Source organism: Candidatus Mycoplasma haematobovis (assembly GCF_001645765.1).
Taxonomy (GTDB): Bacteria; Bacillota_I; Bacilli_A; order Mycoplasmatales; family Mycoplasmoidaceae; genus Eperythrozoon_B; species Eperythrozoon_B haematobovis.
Window position 1 is genome coordinate 213,860 of sequence record NZ_LWUJ01000011.1, and the last position, 14,362, is coordinate 228,221.

Consider the following 14,362-nt stretch of genomic DNA (forward strand, 5'->3'; position numbering starts at 1 on the left):
CTTTGCTAAAATTAGCACTATGGAAAATAAATTCCCTTTATTAATTTCAAGGGATGATGTTATTTTTCCTAACACTTCTAGTGATTTAGAAGTAGGTAGGGAGTTCTCTATAAGTGCAGTTAAGTGTGCTGTTAATTATTTTGGAGGTCATTTAGTAGTAGTTACTCAAAAAGATAAACATTTAGATAATCCTAAGACTTCTGATTTCTTTGATATAGGTTGTTTAGTAAAGGCTCAAATAGTTAATGAAGATGATGAAGGCTCTTTAACTGTTTCATTAACTGGTATTAATAGAGTTAATATTATTTCTGCAAAATTTGTTCATTGGAAAGAAGATGTTGATTTAGGAAAAGCATGATATGTAAATGTTGAAATTCTTAAAGATGAAGAGAAGAAACCAATTTCGCTTAAAGTACTTAAAGAGTTCAAAGAATTTGTAGCCTCTAAACCCTCTATTTTTGATTGCGAAAGTAATAGTTACAAATCTCTTACTGAAGCAGTAGAGAAATCTAGTAAAGAGGATTTACCTATACTAACAGATAAGTTGGCTAATTTATGACCTAAAGAGGGCGAAAGTCATATACAACTTAAACAAAAAGTACTAGGCGAATTAAGTCCTTCCAAAAGAGCTAAATTAATAACTACTGCTGATATTCTTACTGAATCTATGAAGAATGAGATTGACAATAAGATTAATAAAAAAGTTTCAAGAAATATCTCTAAGCAGCAGAAAGAGTTTTATTTAAGAGAAAGACTTAAAGCTATTAGAGAAGAGTTAGGAGAGTCTTCTTCTAAAGAAGCAGTTATTAATAAGATTAGAGCTAGGTTAAAGAGTAATTCATTTCCTAAAGAAGTCAAATTGCGTATTGAGGATGAAATAAGAAGACTTGAATACACTTCTTCTTATTCTAACGAAGCCATAATAACAAGGAATTATTTAGATTGGATGCTAGATATTCCTTGACTTAAATCATCTAAAGATGAAACTGATTTAAAAAAAGTTAAAGAAGTATTAGATAAAGAGCATTATGGATTAGAGAAAGTTAAGGATAGAATTCTTGAGTTTATTGCAGTACAACGAAAACTTAAAGATCCTAAAGGCACTATTATGTGTTTTGTGGGGCCTCCAGGCGTAGGTAAGACTTCTTTAGTTAAATCTATAGCTAAAGCTCTTAATAAAGAATTTACCAAAGTATCTTTGGGGGGCATACATGATGAGTCTGAAATTAGAGGTCATAGACGTACTTATGTAGCTGCTATGCCTGGACGTATTGTTAGAGCTCTAAAGCAAGCAAAAGTAAATAACCCAGTCTGCTTATTGGATGAGATTGATAAAGTAAGTTCTAGTTACAATGGCGATCCTAGTCACGCTTTATTGGAAGTATTAGATCCTAAGCAGAATGATAAATTTAGTGATCATTACATTGAAGAAGATGTAGATTTATCTAAAGTGATGTTTATTGCTACTGCTAACTATGAAGATGATATTTCTGAACCATTACATAACAGAATGGAAATGATTTATTTAAATTCCTATACTGAGAAAGAGAAATTACATATTGCTAAAGAACATTTAATAGCAGAAGTGCTTAAAGAGAGTGGGTTAGAGTCAAATGAATTAACTTTTAATGATGAAGCTTTAACTTTAATAATTCAAAAATATACTAAAGAAGCAGGTGTAAGGCAGCTTAAGAATACTTTAGCTAAAATAGCAAGGAAGTTTGTTAAAGCCCAAATAATGGGAGAAATTAAAGAAGAGAAAATAGGTTTAGAGGAAGTAGAGAAGTATTTAAGTTGTCCTATTTATGACTTTACTGTTAAAGATGATATTGCTATACCAGGTGTAGTAAATGGAATGGCTTACACTAGTTATGGTGGTGATTTGTTGCCGATTGAAGTTAATTACATGTCTGGTAAAGGTAATTTATCTTTAACTGGTAATCTTAAAGATACTATGAAAGAGTCTGCTAGCGTAGCTTTAGCTTATGTAAGAGCTAATGAGAAAGAGTTTGGTATCAAGAAAATAGATTGAAATAATATTGATGTTAATTTACATGTGCCTTCTGGCGGTATTCCTAAAGATGGTCCATCTGCTGGTGTAACTATTACTACTGCTTTAATTTCAGCCTTTACTAATACTCCTGTACCTTCAACTATTGCTATGACTGGGGAGATAACTTTAAGAGGTAAAGTATTACCTATTGGAGGCCTTAAAGAGAAAGTAATTTCAGCAGTAAGAGGGGGAGTGCAAACGATTTTTTATCCCCATGAAAATAGTAAAAATTTAAAGGATATTCCTGAAGATATTAAGTCTGCAATAACTATGATAGCTGTTAAGGAGTACAAAGAAATGTACGAGTATATATTTACAAAAATGTCGAAACAGCAAAATTAATAAGCCTTATTCTGTTACTGTTTAAACAGCACGCTGATAATTAATCTAATACACTTGCTTGTATTTTCGCTCTCCATTCATTTTTTTCAAGCGAATTCCCTTACCATAATTTAGGTTTCTTCCTGACGGAGTTTACCGCGTTTCACTCATAACTTAATATGCTCGTCTCTGTGGCACTGGTCATCACCCAAAAGGTGTCGGGTTTTATTTTTTATATACCCGCGTCATCATTATGGTCATCTCAGACCATGGAAGTAAGGACTTTCCCCTAATTCAATTAAAATTGAACTAGCAATCAGCAACTATTTTGCTATTCCGACACTATAATATTAACTACAAATGAAAACAAAATCAGAAGAAAAAATTAGAGAAAAAAGGGTAATAGTTGATTCTTTATCTCAAGAAATAAAGGAATATGGAGCATTCCTTATTTTTGAATATTTAGGTTTAACTGCTGAAGAAATCTCTGCAATGCGTAGAGATTTCAGAAAAACTGGAGCTAAATTAGTAGTACATAAAAACAATATTCTTAATCGTTCTTTAGAGGCAGCTAATTTTGAATACAACAAAAAAATTACAGGCCCTAATGCTATTTTGCTTTCTAAAAACGATATCTCTTCCTTACAAAATGTAGTTAAGTTAGCAAAAGATAAAGAGTTTATTAAGCTTAAATTAGCATATTTTGATAATGTATTAATAGCAGATGAGAATTTATCTACTTTAGCTTCTTTGAGCTCTAAAGAAGATTTATTAGTTAAACTAGCTCAAACAATTATGAGTCCATTGTACAAATTGGCATTTATGATTAAAAATATTTCTGTATAATTTAAAGAGGTATGTCAAAATTAACTATTCAAGAAATAATTGATTCTTTAAAGCAATATTCAATTCTTGAACTTAATGATTTAGTCAAAGGAATTGAACAAGAATTTAATATTTCTGCTAACTTTTCTGTAGCATCCGCGGGAGCAGGCGGTGAGGAAGCAAAAGAAGAAGCACAATCGGAATTTAATTTACATCTAACTAATGCTGGAGCTAACAAAATTGGAGTTATTAAGATAATTAGAGAATTAACTGGATTAGGTTTGATGGAGGCTAAGAAAATTGTGGATACTGCACCTGCTTTAATTAAAGAAGCTGTACCAGCTGTTGAAGCAGAAGAGCTTAAAAAGAAATTTGTAGAAGCTGGAGCAACTGTCGAACTTAAATAAAGTGGTGCCGAATCGGAGAATCGAACTCCGAGCTAGACATTACCATTGTCTTGTTTTGCCATTAAACTAATTCGGCATAATGACTATTCCCTATTTTAACGAAGAAAATGAATTTATTGCTCTTTCTAAAGTTAAAGCCTTTCCATTAATTAGACAACTGAGAGATATAGATCGTCTTATTTTTTGACTATGCTTAGTACCAATGTGTTTCAACTTCATTTGATATATTGTAATTAGAGGCTCTAATAGCTTAACTTCCCTCTTTATTTCCCCCATTGCCATATTAAGAGAAAACTCTTCTTTTTCTGATTGAGGAAGAATGGAAAACTTTTTTTTCTTACTTTTTCTACTTTCCCTAGGAGCAAAAAGACTTTACATTAGCAGGAAACTCTTTCTAAAAATGCAAGCAACGAACTTTGAATGAAATGATTTTTCAAAAATAAGACTAATGCTTTTGGTACCTATATTATCTATTAAAATTTATCAGGAAATAGAAAAATCATATTTGATTGAATCAGTTCATTATTATAATTAATAGGATGTTTGTTTTATGGCTAACAACGAGATTAGAGTCAAATTGCTCTCTTTTGATTACCGTCTTCTAGATCTTTGAGTAAAAAAAATAGTTGAGTTAGCTTTATTACATAAAACAAAAATTAAAGGACCTCTCCCCTTACCAACCAAAAGAAAACTATATACTTTTCAAAAATCTCCCCACGTTAATAAGCCTTCTATGGAACAGTTTGAAAAACGAGAGCACAGAAGACTAATAATTTTCTCTTCTTACACTATGGAATTAATAACTGATATTCAAAAAATGAGTTTACCTGCTTCTTTGGATATTAGTGTAAGTATTGAATAATGCAAGTAATTATTGGAAAAAAAGTAGGAATGACTCAATTATTTTCTGAATCTGGTGTGCTTGTACCTGTTACTGCTATTGAAGTAGAGCCTAATTTAATAGTAGATTTAAAAACTCCAGAAAAAGATGGTTATTCTGCTGTAGTGGCTGGCTATGGAGAAATTAAGGAAAAAGAATTAAGTAAACCAGTATTAGGTCAATTTAAGAAAAAAAAATTAACGCCTAGACGTAAGATAATTGAATTTAGGAATATGGATCAAAAAGGATTGGAAGTAGGAGGAACTTTAAATATTGAAGCTCTATTTAAAGCTGGAGATTTAGTAGATGTTAGCGGTATTACAAGAGGACATGGTTTTACAGGAGCTATTAAGTTATGGAATTTTGCTTGCGGACCTAGGTCTCATGGTGCTGGATATCCTCACAGATATCAAGGATCTTTAGAGACAGGTAGAGGTGGTATGTCTCCACAAAAAGTTTGGAAAGGCAAGAAGATGGCTGGTAGGTATGGGGTAGAGAAGGTTACTATAGCTAATTTAGAAGTAGTATATATAGATGCGGATAAAAAATTAATATTTTTAAAGGGAGCTGTTCCCGGAAGATCTAACTCATTATTGAGAATTAAGACAACTACAAGAAAGAGAAAACATAAAGCAGAAGCATTTAAATTATTGAAGCATGAAAGAAGTTAGTGTTATTTCTATTGCTGGCGAAAAGAAAAGTAGTTTAGCTATTCCAAAGCAGCTACTTTGACCTGAGAATGTACATGGTCATTCTATTTTTGAAGCTGTAAATACTGAAAATCAAAATAGACGTCAAGGAACGCACGATACTAAGAATAAGTCAGAAGTTTCTGGTACTGGGAAAAAGCCTTATAGACAGAAGCATACTGGTAGAGCAAGACAAGGTTCTAGAAGAAATCCTCAATTTAGGGGGGGTGGTGTAGCTTTTGGAGTTACTCCTGAAAAGAATTATTTAATTAAGACTAATAAAAAAGTGGGTATGCTTGCTTTTGTTTCTGCATGAAAGAGAATTTTTGAACTTGAAATGGTCTCAGTATTAGAAGAGGTAGAGTTTAAGAAAACTAAAGAGTTTTCTGAATTCCTTAAGAAAGCTAATTTAAATAATAAGAAATTATTATTAATAGATATTGATAAAGGTAGCTCTCTTTATTTAGCTTCTAAAAATATTGCTAATTTAGTTTTCAAAGACTTTAATCATTGTTCTGTAAGGGATTTAATAAATACTGAATATATATTATTAACTAAAGGAGCATTAGAGACTGTATTTAATAAACTAGAAAAATGGAAATAACTTCAATAATAATTAAGCCTAAGATTACTGAGAAGACTCAAAATTTAAAGTCTTTGGCTAATCCTAAACTTACTTTTTTTGTAAATCGTAGAGCTACTAAACATCAAGTAGCTTTAGCCTTTAAAACTATGTTTGGAGTGGAGCCTAAAGCCGTAAATATTATTAATAATAAGCCTGCTAAAGCTAGATATATGCTTAAATCGAAGCATAATTTTACTAAAGCCAATAAGACTGCTTACATTACTGTATCTGGAGAAGACTTTAGTGGTTTTCAAGAAAAATTGGAGCCTGAAGCTAAAGTAGAAGCGCCAGCTACAGAAGAATAATATGCCTACAAAACACGTAATTACTAGGAGCTCTGGTAGGAGAAGAATAATACTTATCAATTATCGAGAGGCTTTAACTACTTCAAAGCCCTATAAACCTTTAACTGAAAGTCTTAAGAAATCTGGAGGAAGAAATAATACTGGTAAGATTACTGTAAGACATAGGGGCGGAGGACATAAGAGAAGATATAGAATAATTGATTTTAAGAGAGATAAAGATAATATTCTCGCAATAATAAAGACTATTGAATATGATCCAAATAGATCCGCCTTTATCTCTCTAGTAGCTTATGCCGACGGAGAGAAGAGGTATATTCTAACTCCACATGGTATCAAAGTAGGAGATAGTATTATTTCTGGTAGCGATAATATTGATATTAAAATAGGCAATACACTTCCTATAGGTAAGATAGTTGAAGGTACTTTTGTACATAATATTGAGATAACCCCCAAGAAGGGAGGTCAGTTAGCTAGATCAGCTGGAGCTTATGCTCAAGTATTAGGTAAAGATACTACTGGTAGATATACAGTTATTAAATTAGCTTCAAAAGAGAATAGAAAAATTATTAATGAAGCAAGAGCTACTGTTGGACAAGTATCAAATTTAGATCATAATTTAGTACGTTTAGGAAAAGCAGGAAAGACTAGATATTTGGGTATTAGACCTACAGTGAGAGGATCTGCTATGAACCCTAATGACCATATACATGGAGGGGGTGAAGGTAGAAGTCCTATTGGTAGAGATGCTCCTAGAACGCCTTGAGGTAAAAAACATATGGGGGTTAAGACTAGAAGGAAGTCTAAGCATTCGAATTCATTAATCGTATTATCCAGGCACTTTAAAAATAAAAAATAATTATGTCACGTAGCTCAAAAAAAGGACTTTATGTAGAGCCTTCATTATTAAAGAAAGCAATTGCTATGCAAGCTCAAGAAAAGAAAAAAATTATTAAGACTTGATCTAGACGTAGCGCAATATATCCGGAATTTATTGGGCTTACTTTTGCTGTACATAATGGAAAGACTTTTGTAAATGTTTATTGTACTGAATATATGTTAGGCCATAAATTAGGAGAGTTTGCACTTACTAGGGTATTTAAACAGCATACAGCTGCTAAAGTTAAAAAATAATGATCGCTAGAGCCATTCAGAGAAATGTGCATGTTTCTCCACGCAAAGCTGTTTTATGCTGTAGACTTATTAAAGATAAGCCTCTGGAAGAAGCACTAAAGATATTGGAAAATCAACCCCAAAAAACAGCAAAATATTTATTAAAGCTTCTTATGTCTGCGGCAGCTAATGCAGTTAATAATCATGCTATGTCTGGAGATAAACTTTATGTTTTTAGTAGTAGAGCTAATACTGGTAGAGTTATGAAGCGAACTATGCCTAGAGCTAAAGGTAGATCAGATTTAATAAGAAAGAGATGTTCGCATTTGGAGATATACTTATCCGATGATAGGCAAGAACGTGAAAAAATGAATAAATATTTATTAAAGCCTAGAGCGCATCAACATAAATATAGACCAGCTACAAAAGATAAATCAATTGAAATCAAACCCAAACTAATTCAGAGAAAGAATAGAGAGTAATGGGTCAGAAGGTAAATCCAAATAGTTTTAGATTTGGACTAAATAAGAATTGACTTTCTAGATGGAATGCTCCAGATAAGGCTACTTGTATTAAGTGAATTCTTGAAGATGAGAAAGTAAGGAAGTTACTTAAAGATAGATGTAGAAAAGCTGGCGTAGGGCTTATTGAGATAGAGAGATTTAATAATTTAAGTGAGAAATTAACAGTAACAATTTATTTACATTTAGCACAGCCAGCTTTAATATTAACTAATGATAAAGAGCTTTCCACTCTTAATAGAGAACTTAAACGTATTCTAGGCAAAAATATTACTATTAAATTAGAGATTAAAGAGCTTAAAAATTCGGCTGTTTCTGCTGAAATAATAGGAGCAGAAATAGTAGATGCTATTCAAAATAGAATTCCACACCGAATTACTATCAGAAGAATTATTAAGAGAGCTATGAGTGCTGGAGCACAAGGAGTTAAAGTTAAATTATCTGGAAGAATTAATGGAGTAGAGATTGCTAGGAGCGAAGTATGTGCAGATGGCTCTATTCCTCTTTCAACTCTTAGAGCAGATATAGATTATTCTTTCCAAGTAGCTAAGAGGGACTATGGTGTACTAGGTGTTAAAGTTTGAGTTAATAGAGGGCTATATTTCGGTCGCCATTTTGTACCTTTACCTCCAGAACCAAGAGCTTGAAAACAAAAAGAAAGTAAAGATAATAGATATATTTCAACTACTTATTAGAGATGTTACAGCCTAAGAGAATTAAGTGGAGAAAACCACATAAAGTTGATTACACCTCTTCTGCTAAAGGAAATACATATGTAGCTTTTGGTACTGCAGGAATAATGGCAGAAGAAGGTTGTTGAATTACTGATAGACAAATAGAAGCAGCTAGAATTGCTATTTCTAAACGTTTAGGTAAGACAGGGAAAATGTGAATTAGAATTTTTCCTCATATGTCTCTAACTAAAAAACCACTTGAAGTACGTATGGGATCTGGAAAAGGTGCTCCTGATAAATTTGTGTGCCCTGTAAAAAAAGGAACTATTATGTTTGAAGTAAAAGGATTAAGTAAAGAAGATGCTAAACGAGCTTTCTATTTAGCAGGAGCTAAACTTCCTATCAAAACAAAAACAGTTTATTTAAATGATTAAAGAACTTAGAGGCTACGATAGCCAAGAGATTAAAAATATGATTATTAAGCTTAAAGCTAAGCTTGTTGAGAATAGATTTAAGTTAGTTCAAGGAGAATTAACAAATACTAATATTTTTAAAGAAACAAGAAGGACTATAGCTCAACTACTAACTATTCTTAATGAGAGAGGCGAAAAATTAACCCCTACAGACTGAAAGCTTTACAAAGAAATAGCAGAAGATGGCAAATAAGAAAGTATTACAGGGCACCGTTGTCTCTACAAAAAGCTCAAAAACTATAGTAGTTTCTGTAGAGAGAAACTTTATGCACTCATTCTACAAAAAGCGTGTTACTGTACATAAAAAGTTTCATGCTCATGATGAAAATGAGAAAGCTAAAGAGGGAGATAAAGTAAGAATCATAAGTTGTAGACCCTTATCTGCTCTTAAACGTTGAAGATTATTGGAAGTGTTACCCGCCTAATGATACAGTTTATGAGTAGGCTTACTGTAGCCGATAATTCAGGAGCAAAGGAAGTTGGTGTTATTAAAGTTTATGGTGGTACACGAAGGAGATATGCAGCTATAGGAGATGTAGTATTAGTTTCTGTTAAATCACTATCAACTTCAGGCAATGTGAAAAAAGGAAATATTTTTAAAGCTTTAATAGTGCGCACTAGGAGACCAATTTCAAGACCTAATGGAGTTATGATTTCTTTTGATGATAATGCTTGTGTATTAATTAAAGAAGATAAGAATCCTATAGGAACTCGTATTTTTGGACCCGTTACTAGAGAACTTAGAAAAGGGGGTTACAATAGTATTCTTTCATTAGCTCCAGTGGTACTCTAATGCACAAAATAAGAAGAAAAGATAAAGTTAAAGTAATTTACGGCAGTCAGAAAGGTGCTGTTGGCACTGTAATTAAAGTGTTGCCTAGAGAAAATTTAGTGGTAGTTGAAGGTGTTAATAAAATTAAGAGACATAAGAAGAATCCAGATAATGATGCTTTATTTATAGAAAAAGAAGCACCTATACATATCTCTAAAGTGGCATTGGTAGATAAAGATGAGAAAATTGTAAGGGTAGGATTTAGTATTAAAGACAATATCAAAATTAGAATAAATAAGAAAACTAAAGAAGAAATTAAATAATGAGTAATTTGCAAATTAAATTTAAACAAGAAATAGTACCTTTACTTAAAGAAAAACTAAACTTAAGTTCTGTTATGCAAGTACCTAAACTAAAAAAAGTAGTAGTTAATATAGGTTGTGGTGATGCTACTCAAGATAGACGTTTCTTAGAAGCTTCTTTCAATGAGTTACAACTTATTACTAATCAAAAGCCCTACATTACTAAAGCTAAAAAATCTATAGCTGAATTTAAATTAAGAGCAGGGCAAGCAGTAGGACTTAAAGTGACTTTAAGAGATAAGAAAATGTGGAATTTTATTGAAAAATTATTTAATGTAGCTTTACCTAGAGTTAGAGACTTTAAAGGAATAAAGAGTAATGCTTTTGATGGTAGAGGAAATTTAACTATTGGCATTAAAGAACAAATAATTTTTACTGAGATAGTTTATGATGACATTAAGAAAACAAGAGGTATGGACATTACTTTTGTAACTTCTTCCAATAATGATGAACATGCTTATGCTTTATTATCAGCATTGGGCTGTCCTTTAACTAAACGATAATGGCAAGAAAGGCTTTAATAGAAAAGTGTAATAAACATCCTAAATTTAAAGTGAGGGCTTACAATCGTTGTAAACGTTGCGGAAGAGCAAGGGCAGTATTTAGAGATTTCTCTTTATGCAGACTATGTTTTAGAGATTTTGCCACTAAAGGTTATTTGCCTGGTATTAGAAAAGCTTCATGATAACAGATCCTATTGCCAATGTAGTGGCACAGATAAATAATGCAGTAAGAGCTAGGAAGAAATCACTATCTTTCTTTTCTTCTAAAGTTATTGAATCTATTTGCAGAATAATGGAAGAAGAGGGCTATATACAAGGTTATGTACTTAAAACTTCTCCTAATGGCATAGGAAAAATAACTTTATTTCTTAAATATAAAGATGGAGTTTCTCCTATACGAGGAATGAAAAGAGTTTCTAAGCCGGGATATAGAGTTTATTGTAAAGCTAAGAATCTTCCTATTGTTATGAATGGAATGGGTACAGCAATTATTTCTACTAATCAAAATGTTATGTGCGAAAAAGAGTCAAGAAAGCTTAATTTAGGAGGAGAAGTACTACTATATATTTGATAATGTCACGAATTGGTAATAGAGTACTTAGTGTACCTGATGGAGTAAAGGTAGAAATTTTAGAAGATATTATTGCCATTTCAAGTCAAGCTAATAAATTAGAGATAAAATACAATAAATTTAATGTTTGTCCTTTATTACAAGATAATAAGTTTTCAGTAGAGAAGACTAATAGCTCTAAACATTCAAGAGCCCAATTCGGCACAATAAATGCTCTAGTTTTAAATGCCTTTACTGGCTTAACTAAAGGCTTTACTAGAAGTCTTGAAATAGTTGGTGTTGGTTACAAAGCTGCTTTAGATGGTAATAAAATAAGATTAGATTTAGGTTATTCTCATCCAATTTTTGTATCTATCCCTGCTGATTTAAAAGTTAAATTAATTTCTTCTTTAGAAATTGAACTTAGTTCTTACAATAAACAATCATTAGGAGAATTTGCTTCTAAATTGAGAGGCTACAGACCACCTGAACCTTACAAAGGAAAAGGTGTTAAATACAAGGAAGAAATTATTCTTAGAAAGGTGGGTAAAACTTCAGAGGGTTCTAAAAAATAATGAAAACTAAACGAGAAATCTTAAAGGCTAGACATAAGAGAGTTCTTAAACAAGTGAGAAGAGGTAATAATCATATACGTTTACGAATTACAAAAACCAATACACACGTTTATGCTAATGCACTTAATGATTTAGAACAAAAAACAATAGCTTCTTCTTCTAGTTTAACTCTTAAACTCCCTAACGGAAATAAAGAAAATTGTGTTTTGTTAGCTAAAGATTTAAGCAAAAAATTAAAGTCTTTAAAAGTGGAGCAATTAGTTTTAGATAGAGGAGGACATAAATATCACGGTAAAATAGCTGTTATTGCTGATACACTTAGAGCAGAAGGCATAAAAATTTAATGAATGTAATTATTTCTGGAGATCCCTCCCTTACTGAAAAGAAACCGACGGCTAAGAAGCCACAAAAATTCTTTAGGAAAACATACAAATCAGAATACGAAGAGAAGATAGTTAAAGCTAAGAGAGTCTCTAAAACTACTAAGGGCGGCAGACAAAGTAGGGCTTGAGTATTAGTAGTTATAGGAAATAAGAAAGGTAAGATAGGTTATGGTATTGGGAAATCAAAGGAATTTCAAAGTGCAGTAAGGAAAGCTGTAAAGAATGCTAATAAGAATTTAGTTAAAGTTTCAATGAATGAAAAAGGCACTGTATTTCATGAATATTTGGGTAAGCATGGCGCTTCAAAAGTATTAATTAAACCAGCTAAACAAGGTACGGGTATTATTGCTGGTGGCGCAATTAAGACTATTCTTGAGTTGGCTGGTTACACAGATATTTATTCTAAGAATTTAGGCTCTAATACTTCAATGAATATGATTAGAGCTACTGTTGAAGCACTTAAGAATCAGAGAAGCCCTGCTTATATTGCTAAATTAAGAGATAAAACTTTTGAAGATTTATTCCATATTTAATGTACAATATTTCGCCTCAGAAGGGTTCTAGAGACCATAGATGTAAGAGAGTTGGTAGAGGTTTCTCATCTGGTATTGGAGGTCGTAGCACCAGAGGTACTAAAGGTCAAAATGCTAGGAAGTCAGGTAATGTAAGACTAGGTTTTGAAGGAGGTCAAATGCCTCTTTATAGAAAGGTAGGTAAGTATGGCTTCAATAATTTTGTATTTGAAAAGAAAATAAAGGCCATAAACATAAGAGATTTAGAGTGTTTTAAAGAAGTAAAGGAGTTTACTTTAGAAGTACTGCTACAATTAAAATTAATACATAAAAAAGACAAACATATTAAATTTATTGGTAATTCTTGTGTTCTAGAAGGAGTATCTGTTTGAGCTCACTCTTTTTCTAAAGGGGCAAAAGAGTGCTTAGAATTGAAAAAAAATACTTTACACTTACTAAGTGATACGCGACAATAAGGACACTTGAGTTGCGATCTTCTCAACCCTCTTTATTCTTTTTGCTTTTCAAGCAGGAGCCCACGTAACAGTACCTGGGATAGAGCTTAAAGGAGTAGGCGAACAAGGAGCTCTTTCACAGCTTCTTAATATGCTTGGCGGAGGAGGACTTAGAAAAATAAGCCTCTTCTCTACAGGAATCTCCCCCTACATTACAGCCCAAATCATCATTCAGATGATGTCGAATGATGTAATTAAGCACTTAGCAGAACTAAGAAAAGGAGGCGAAAGAGGTAGATATAAAATGGAGCTTTACACCAGACTTCTTACTCTTCCTTTTGCTGTTATGACAGCTCTAGGAACCATAACACTAGTAAGCTCCTCCTCTTCAATAAACTTTAAGACTTTTGCAGGAGAAAGTCATAGTAGCTTCTGAAATGTACCAATAGGCGAAAGAATTCTATTAGTAATACTATTTGTAAGTGGCACCTATATCTCTCTTTTCTTAGCCGATATTATTTCAAAAAGAGGACTAGGTAATGGAATTACTTTAATAATGATGTCTGGTATTATTAGTTCTTTACCAGAAAACTTTAGTACAGCTTACAATCACTTAGCAGATGACAAAACAGTACTACAAGAACATAAACAATTCATAGCTATATTTAAATTCATAATTTATTTATTCTTCTACTTCTTAATACTATTACTAATAGTATTCATAAATGGTTCAGTAAGAAAAATACCTATTCAACAAACTGGACAAGGACTGATTCTAGATAAGAAAAAACTTTCTTATTTACCTATTAAATTAATGCCTGCCGGAATAATACCAGTAGTATTTGCTGGTTCTTTAATGGTATTTCCTAGTGCATTAGGAGAACTCTTAAGAAATTATTACCCAGGACTCTCTACCTTTACCAAAACTTATTTAGCTCTTACTACTCCTGTAGGCCTAACCATATACTCCTTCTTAATTATCCTATTTTCTTTTATTTATAGTCATATTCAGATAAATATAGAGGAAATAGTAACTAACTTTAGTAAATCGGGACGTTTTATTCCAGGTATTAGATCAGGACAACATACCTTTAATCATCTCAAATCAGTAATAAATAGAATTAACTGCTTTGGAGCACCCTTCTTAGCTTTTATTGCAGTGTTACCAAGCCTTTTAAGTATGGCTACAGGACTACCAAGCAACGCTGCACTTGGAGGAACAGGAATAATTATTCTAGTATCAGGAACTATACAAATATTAGACTCTATTAAATCTAATACTATTACTTCAAGATACAAATCAAAAAATTTACAATTAAGTTCTCAAATTTCAAATAGGCAAGTATTTCTTTGATAAAATTAAAGAA

General features: G+C 32.0%; 25 protein-coding genes, 1 tRNA gene and 1 other RNA gene. 25 read left to right on the forward strand and 2 right to left on the reverse strand.

The genetic code is table 4. From position 1 onward, the window contains the following. Positions 1 to 19: 19 nt before the first annotated feature. Positions 20 to 2,395 carry an endopeptidase La gene (gene lon, locus A6V39_RS03185; protein WP_187150200.1) on the forward strand — a complete coding sequence of 792 codons (2,376 nt, stop codon included), beginning with the start codon at positions 20 to 22 and terminating at the stop codon, positions 2,393 to 2,395. Here lon and rnpB read toward each other — a convergent pair. Further along, positions 2,391 to 2,702: RNase P RNA component class B (rnpB, locus tag A6V39_RS03190), an RNA gene on the reverse strand. The two genes, lon and rnpB, sit on opposite strands and share 5 nt — an antisense overlap. Before the next feature lie 32 nt (positions 2,703 to 2,734). On the opposite strand from rnpB, the gene rplJ reads away from it, so the two are divergent. Both rplJ and rplL read left to right on the forward strand, forming a co-directional pair. After that, positions 2,735 to 3,220, forward strand: coding sequence for a 50S ribosomal protein L10 (gene rplJ / locus A6V39_RS03195; RefSeq protein ID WP_187150201.1), 486 nt, complete (start codon positions 2,735 to 2,737; stop codon positions 3,218 to 3,220). An 11-nt stretch (positions 3,221 to 3,231) separates the two neighbouring features. Then, positions 3,232 to 3,606, forward strand: a complete 375-nt coding sequence (gene rplL / locus A6V39_RS03200; protein ID WP_187150202.1) for a 50S ribosomal protein L7/L12 — start codon at positions 3,232 to 3,234, stop codon at positions 3,604 to 3,606. Between the two features lie 2 nt (positions 3,607 to 3,608). On the opposite strand, the gene A6V39_RS03205 is transcribed toward rplL, so the two are convergent. Then, positions 3,609 to 3,682 (reverse strand) — tRNA-Thr (locus A6V39_RS03205). A gap of 3 nt (positions 3,683 to 3,685) precedes the next feature. Between A6V39_RS03205 and A6V39_RS03210 the strand changes: the two genes are divergently transcribed. From A6V39_RS03210 to secY, 22 genes are read left to right on the forward strand one after another with little or no spacing between them, the layout of a single operon-like run. Beyond that, on the forward strand, positions 3,686 to 4,141 hold the full coding sequence (locus A6V39_RS03210) for a hypothetical protein (protein WP_187150203.1): 456 nt from the start codon (positions 3,686 to 3,688) through the stop codon (positions 4,139 to 4,141). A gap of 15 nt (positions 4,142 to 4,156) precedes the next feature. Continuing rightward, the gene (rpsJ, locus tag A6V39_RS03215; protein WP_187150204.1) at positions 4,157 to 4,468 is read left to right on the forward strand and encodes a 30S ribosomal protein S10; all 312 of its coding nucleotides are present in this window, start codon (positions 4,157 to 4,159) and stop codon (positions 4,466 to 4,468) included. Beyond that, positions 4,468 to 5,157, forward strand: coding sequence for a 50S ribosomal protein L3 (rplC, locus tag A6V39_RS03220; protein ID WP_187150205.1), 690 nt, complete (start codon positions 4,468 to 4,470; stop codon positions 5,155 to 5,157). The genes rpsJ and rplC overlap by 1 nt, the downstream gene beginning before the upstream one ends. Further along, complete coding sequence (gene rplD, locus A6V39_RS03225) at positions 5,144 to 5,779, forward strand: 50S ribosomal protein L4 (RefSeq protein ID WP_187150206.1); 636 nt, start codon at positions 5,144 to 5,146, stop codon at positions 5,777 to 5,779. Before rplC ends, rplD begins: the two co-directional genes overlap by 14 nt. Further along, entirely contained in the window at positions 5,770 to 6,105 is a 336-nt protein-coding gene (gene rplW, locus A6V39_RS03230; protein ID WP_187150207.1) for a 50S ribosomal protein L23, read from the forward strand. The genes rplD and rplW overlap by 10 nt, the downstream gene beginning before the upstream one ends. Before the next feature lies 1 nt (position 6,106). Beyond that, positions 6,107 to 6,961, forward strand: a complete 855-nt coding sequence (gene rplB / locus A6V39_RS03235; protein WP_187150208.1) for a 50S ribosomal protein L2 — start codon at positions 6,107 to 6,109, stop codon at positions 6,959 to 6,961. A 2-nt stretch (positions 6,962 to 6,963) separates the two neighbouring features. Further along, positions 6,964 to 7,236: a 30S ribosomal protein S19 gene (rpsS, locus tag A6V39_RS03240; RefSeq protein WP_187150209.1), complete on the forward strand. Its 273-nt coding sequence runs from the start codon at positions 6,964 to 6,966 to the stop codon at positions 7,234 to 7,236. Continuing rightward, complete coding sequence (gene rplV, locus A6V39_RS03245; protein ID WP_245633506.1) at positions 7,236 to 7,697, forward strand: 50S ribosomal protein L22; 462 nt, start codon at positions 7,236 to 7,238, stop codon at positions 7,695 to 7,697. The genes rpsS and rplV overlap by 1 nt, the downstream gene beginning before the upstream one ends. Beyond that, positions 7,697 to 8,431: a 30S ribosomal protein S3 gene (rpsC, locus tag A6V39_RS03250; protein WP_187150210.1), complete on the forward strand. Its 735-nt coding sequence runs from the start codon at positions 7,697 to 7,699 to the stop codon at positions 8,429 to 8,431. Before rplV ends, rpsC begins: the two co-directional genes overlap by 1 nt. Before the next feature lie 2 nt (positions 8,432 to 8,433). Beyond that, entirely contained in the window at positions 8,434 to 8,844 is a 411-nt protein-coding gene (gene rplP / locus A6V39_RS03255) for a 50S ribosomal protein L16 (protein ID WP_187150211.1), read from the forward strand. Further along, positions 8,837 to 9,076 (forward strand): 50S ribosomal protein L29, encoded by a 240-nt coding sequence (rpmC, locus tag A6V39_RS03260; protein WP_187150212.1) that lies wholly within the window; start codon positions 8,837 to 8,839, stop codon positions 9,074 to 9,076. Before rplP ends, rpmC begins: the two co-directional genes overlap by 8 nt. Then, complete coding sequence (rpsQ, locus tag A6V39_RS03265) at positions 9,066 to 9,308, forward strand: 30S ribosomal protein S17 (RefSeq protein WP_187150213.1); 243 nt, start codon at positions 9,066 to 9,068, stop codon at positions 9,306 to 9,308. Before rpmC ends, rpsQ begins: the two co-directional genes overlap by 11 nt. Next, the gene (rplN, locus tag A6V39_RS03270) at positions 9,308 to 9,676 is read left to right on the forward strand and encodes a 50S ribosomal protein L14 (protein ID WP_187150214.1); all 369 of its coding nucleotides are present in this window, start codon (positions 9,308 to 9,310) and stop codon (positions 9,674 to 9,676) included. The genes rpsQ and rplN overlap by 1 nt, the downstream gene beginning before the upstream one ends. Then, on the forward strand, positions 9,676 to 9,978 hold the full coding sequence (gene rplX, locus A6V39_RS03275) for a 50S ribosomal protein L24 (protein ID WP_187150215.1): 303 nt from the start codon (positions 9,676 to 9,678) through the stop codon (positions 9,976 to 9,978). Before rplN ends, rplX begins: the two co-directional genes overlap by 1 nt. After that, entirely contained in the window at positions 9,975 to 10,520 is a 546-nt protein-coding gene (gene rplE / locus A6V39_RS03280; RefSeq protein ID WP_281178729.1) for a 50S ribosomal protein L5, read from the forward strand. Before rplX ends, rplE begins: the two co-directional genes overlap by 4 nt. Then, complete coding sequence (locus A6V39_RS03285) at positions 10,520 to 10,705, forward strand: type Z 30S ribosomal protein S14 (RefSeq protein WP_187150217.1); 186 nt, start codon at positions 10,520 to 10,522, stop codon at positions 10,703 to 10,705. The genes rplE and A6V39_RS03285 overlap by 1 nt, the downstream gene beginning before the upstream one ends. Beyond that, on the forward strand, positions 10,699 to 11,094 hold the full coding sequence (gene rpsH, locus A6V39_RS03290) for a 30S ribosomal protein S8 (protein ID WP_187150218.1): 396 nt from the start codon (positions 10,699 to 10,701) through the stop codon (positions 11,092 to 11,094). The genes A6V39_RS03285 and rpsH overlap by 7 nt, the downstream gene beginning before the upstream one ends. Continuing rightward, positions 11,094 to 11,645, forward strand: coding sequence for a 50S ribosomal protein L6 (gene rplF / locus A6V39_RS03295; RefSeq protein ID WP_187150219.1), 552 nt, complete (start codon positions 11,094 to 11,096; stop codon positions 11,643 to 11,645). The genes rpsH and rplF overlap by 1 nt, the downstream gene beginning before the upstream one ends. Next, positions 11,645 to 11,989, forward strand: coding sequence for a 50S ribosomal protein L18 (gene rplR / locus A6V39_RS03300; RefSeq protein WP_187150220.1), 345 nt, complete (start codon positions 11,645 to 11,647; stop codon positions 11,987 to 11,989). The genes rplF and rplR overlap by 1 nt, the downstream gene beginning before the upstream one ends. Beyond that, positions 11,989 to 12,561 (forward strand): 30S ribosomal protein S5, encoded by a 573-nt coding sequence (gene rpsE, locus A6V39_RS03305; RefSeq protein WP_187150221.1) that lies wholly within the window; start codon positions 11,989 to 11,991, stop codon positions 12,559 to 12,561. Before rplR ends, rpsE begins: the two co-directional genes overlap by 1 nt. After that, positions 12,561 to 13,016, forward strand: a complete 456-nt coding sequence (gene rplO / locus A6V39_RS03310; RefSeq protein WP_187150222.1) for a 50S ribosomal protein L15 — start codon at positions 12,561 to 12,563, stop codon at positions 13,014 to 13,016. The genes rpsE and rplO overlap by 1 nt, the downstream gene beginning before the upstream one ends. Beyond that, a complete protein-coding gene (gene secY, locus A6V39_RS03315) occupies positions 13,000 to 14,352 on the forward strand; it encodes a preprotein translocase subunit SecY (RefSeq protein WP_187150223.1) in 1,353 nt (450 codons plus the stop codon). The genes rplO and secY overlap by 17 nt, the downstream gene beginning before the upstream one ends. Positions 14,353 to 14,362 lie beyond the last annotated feature (10 nt).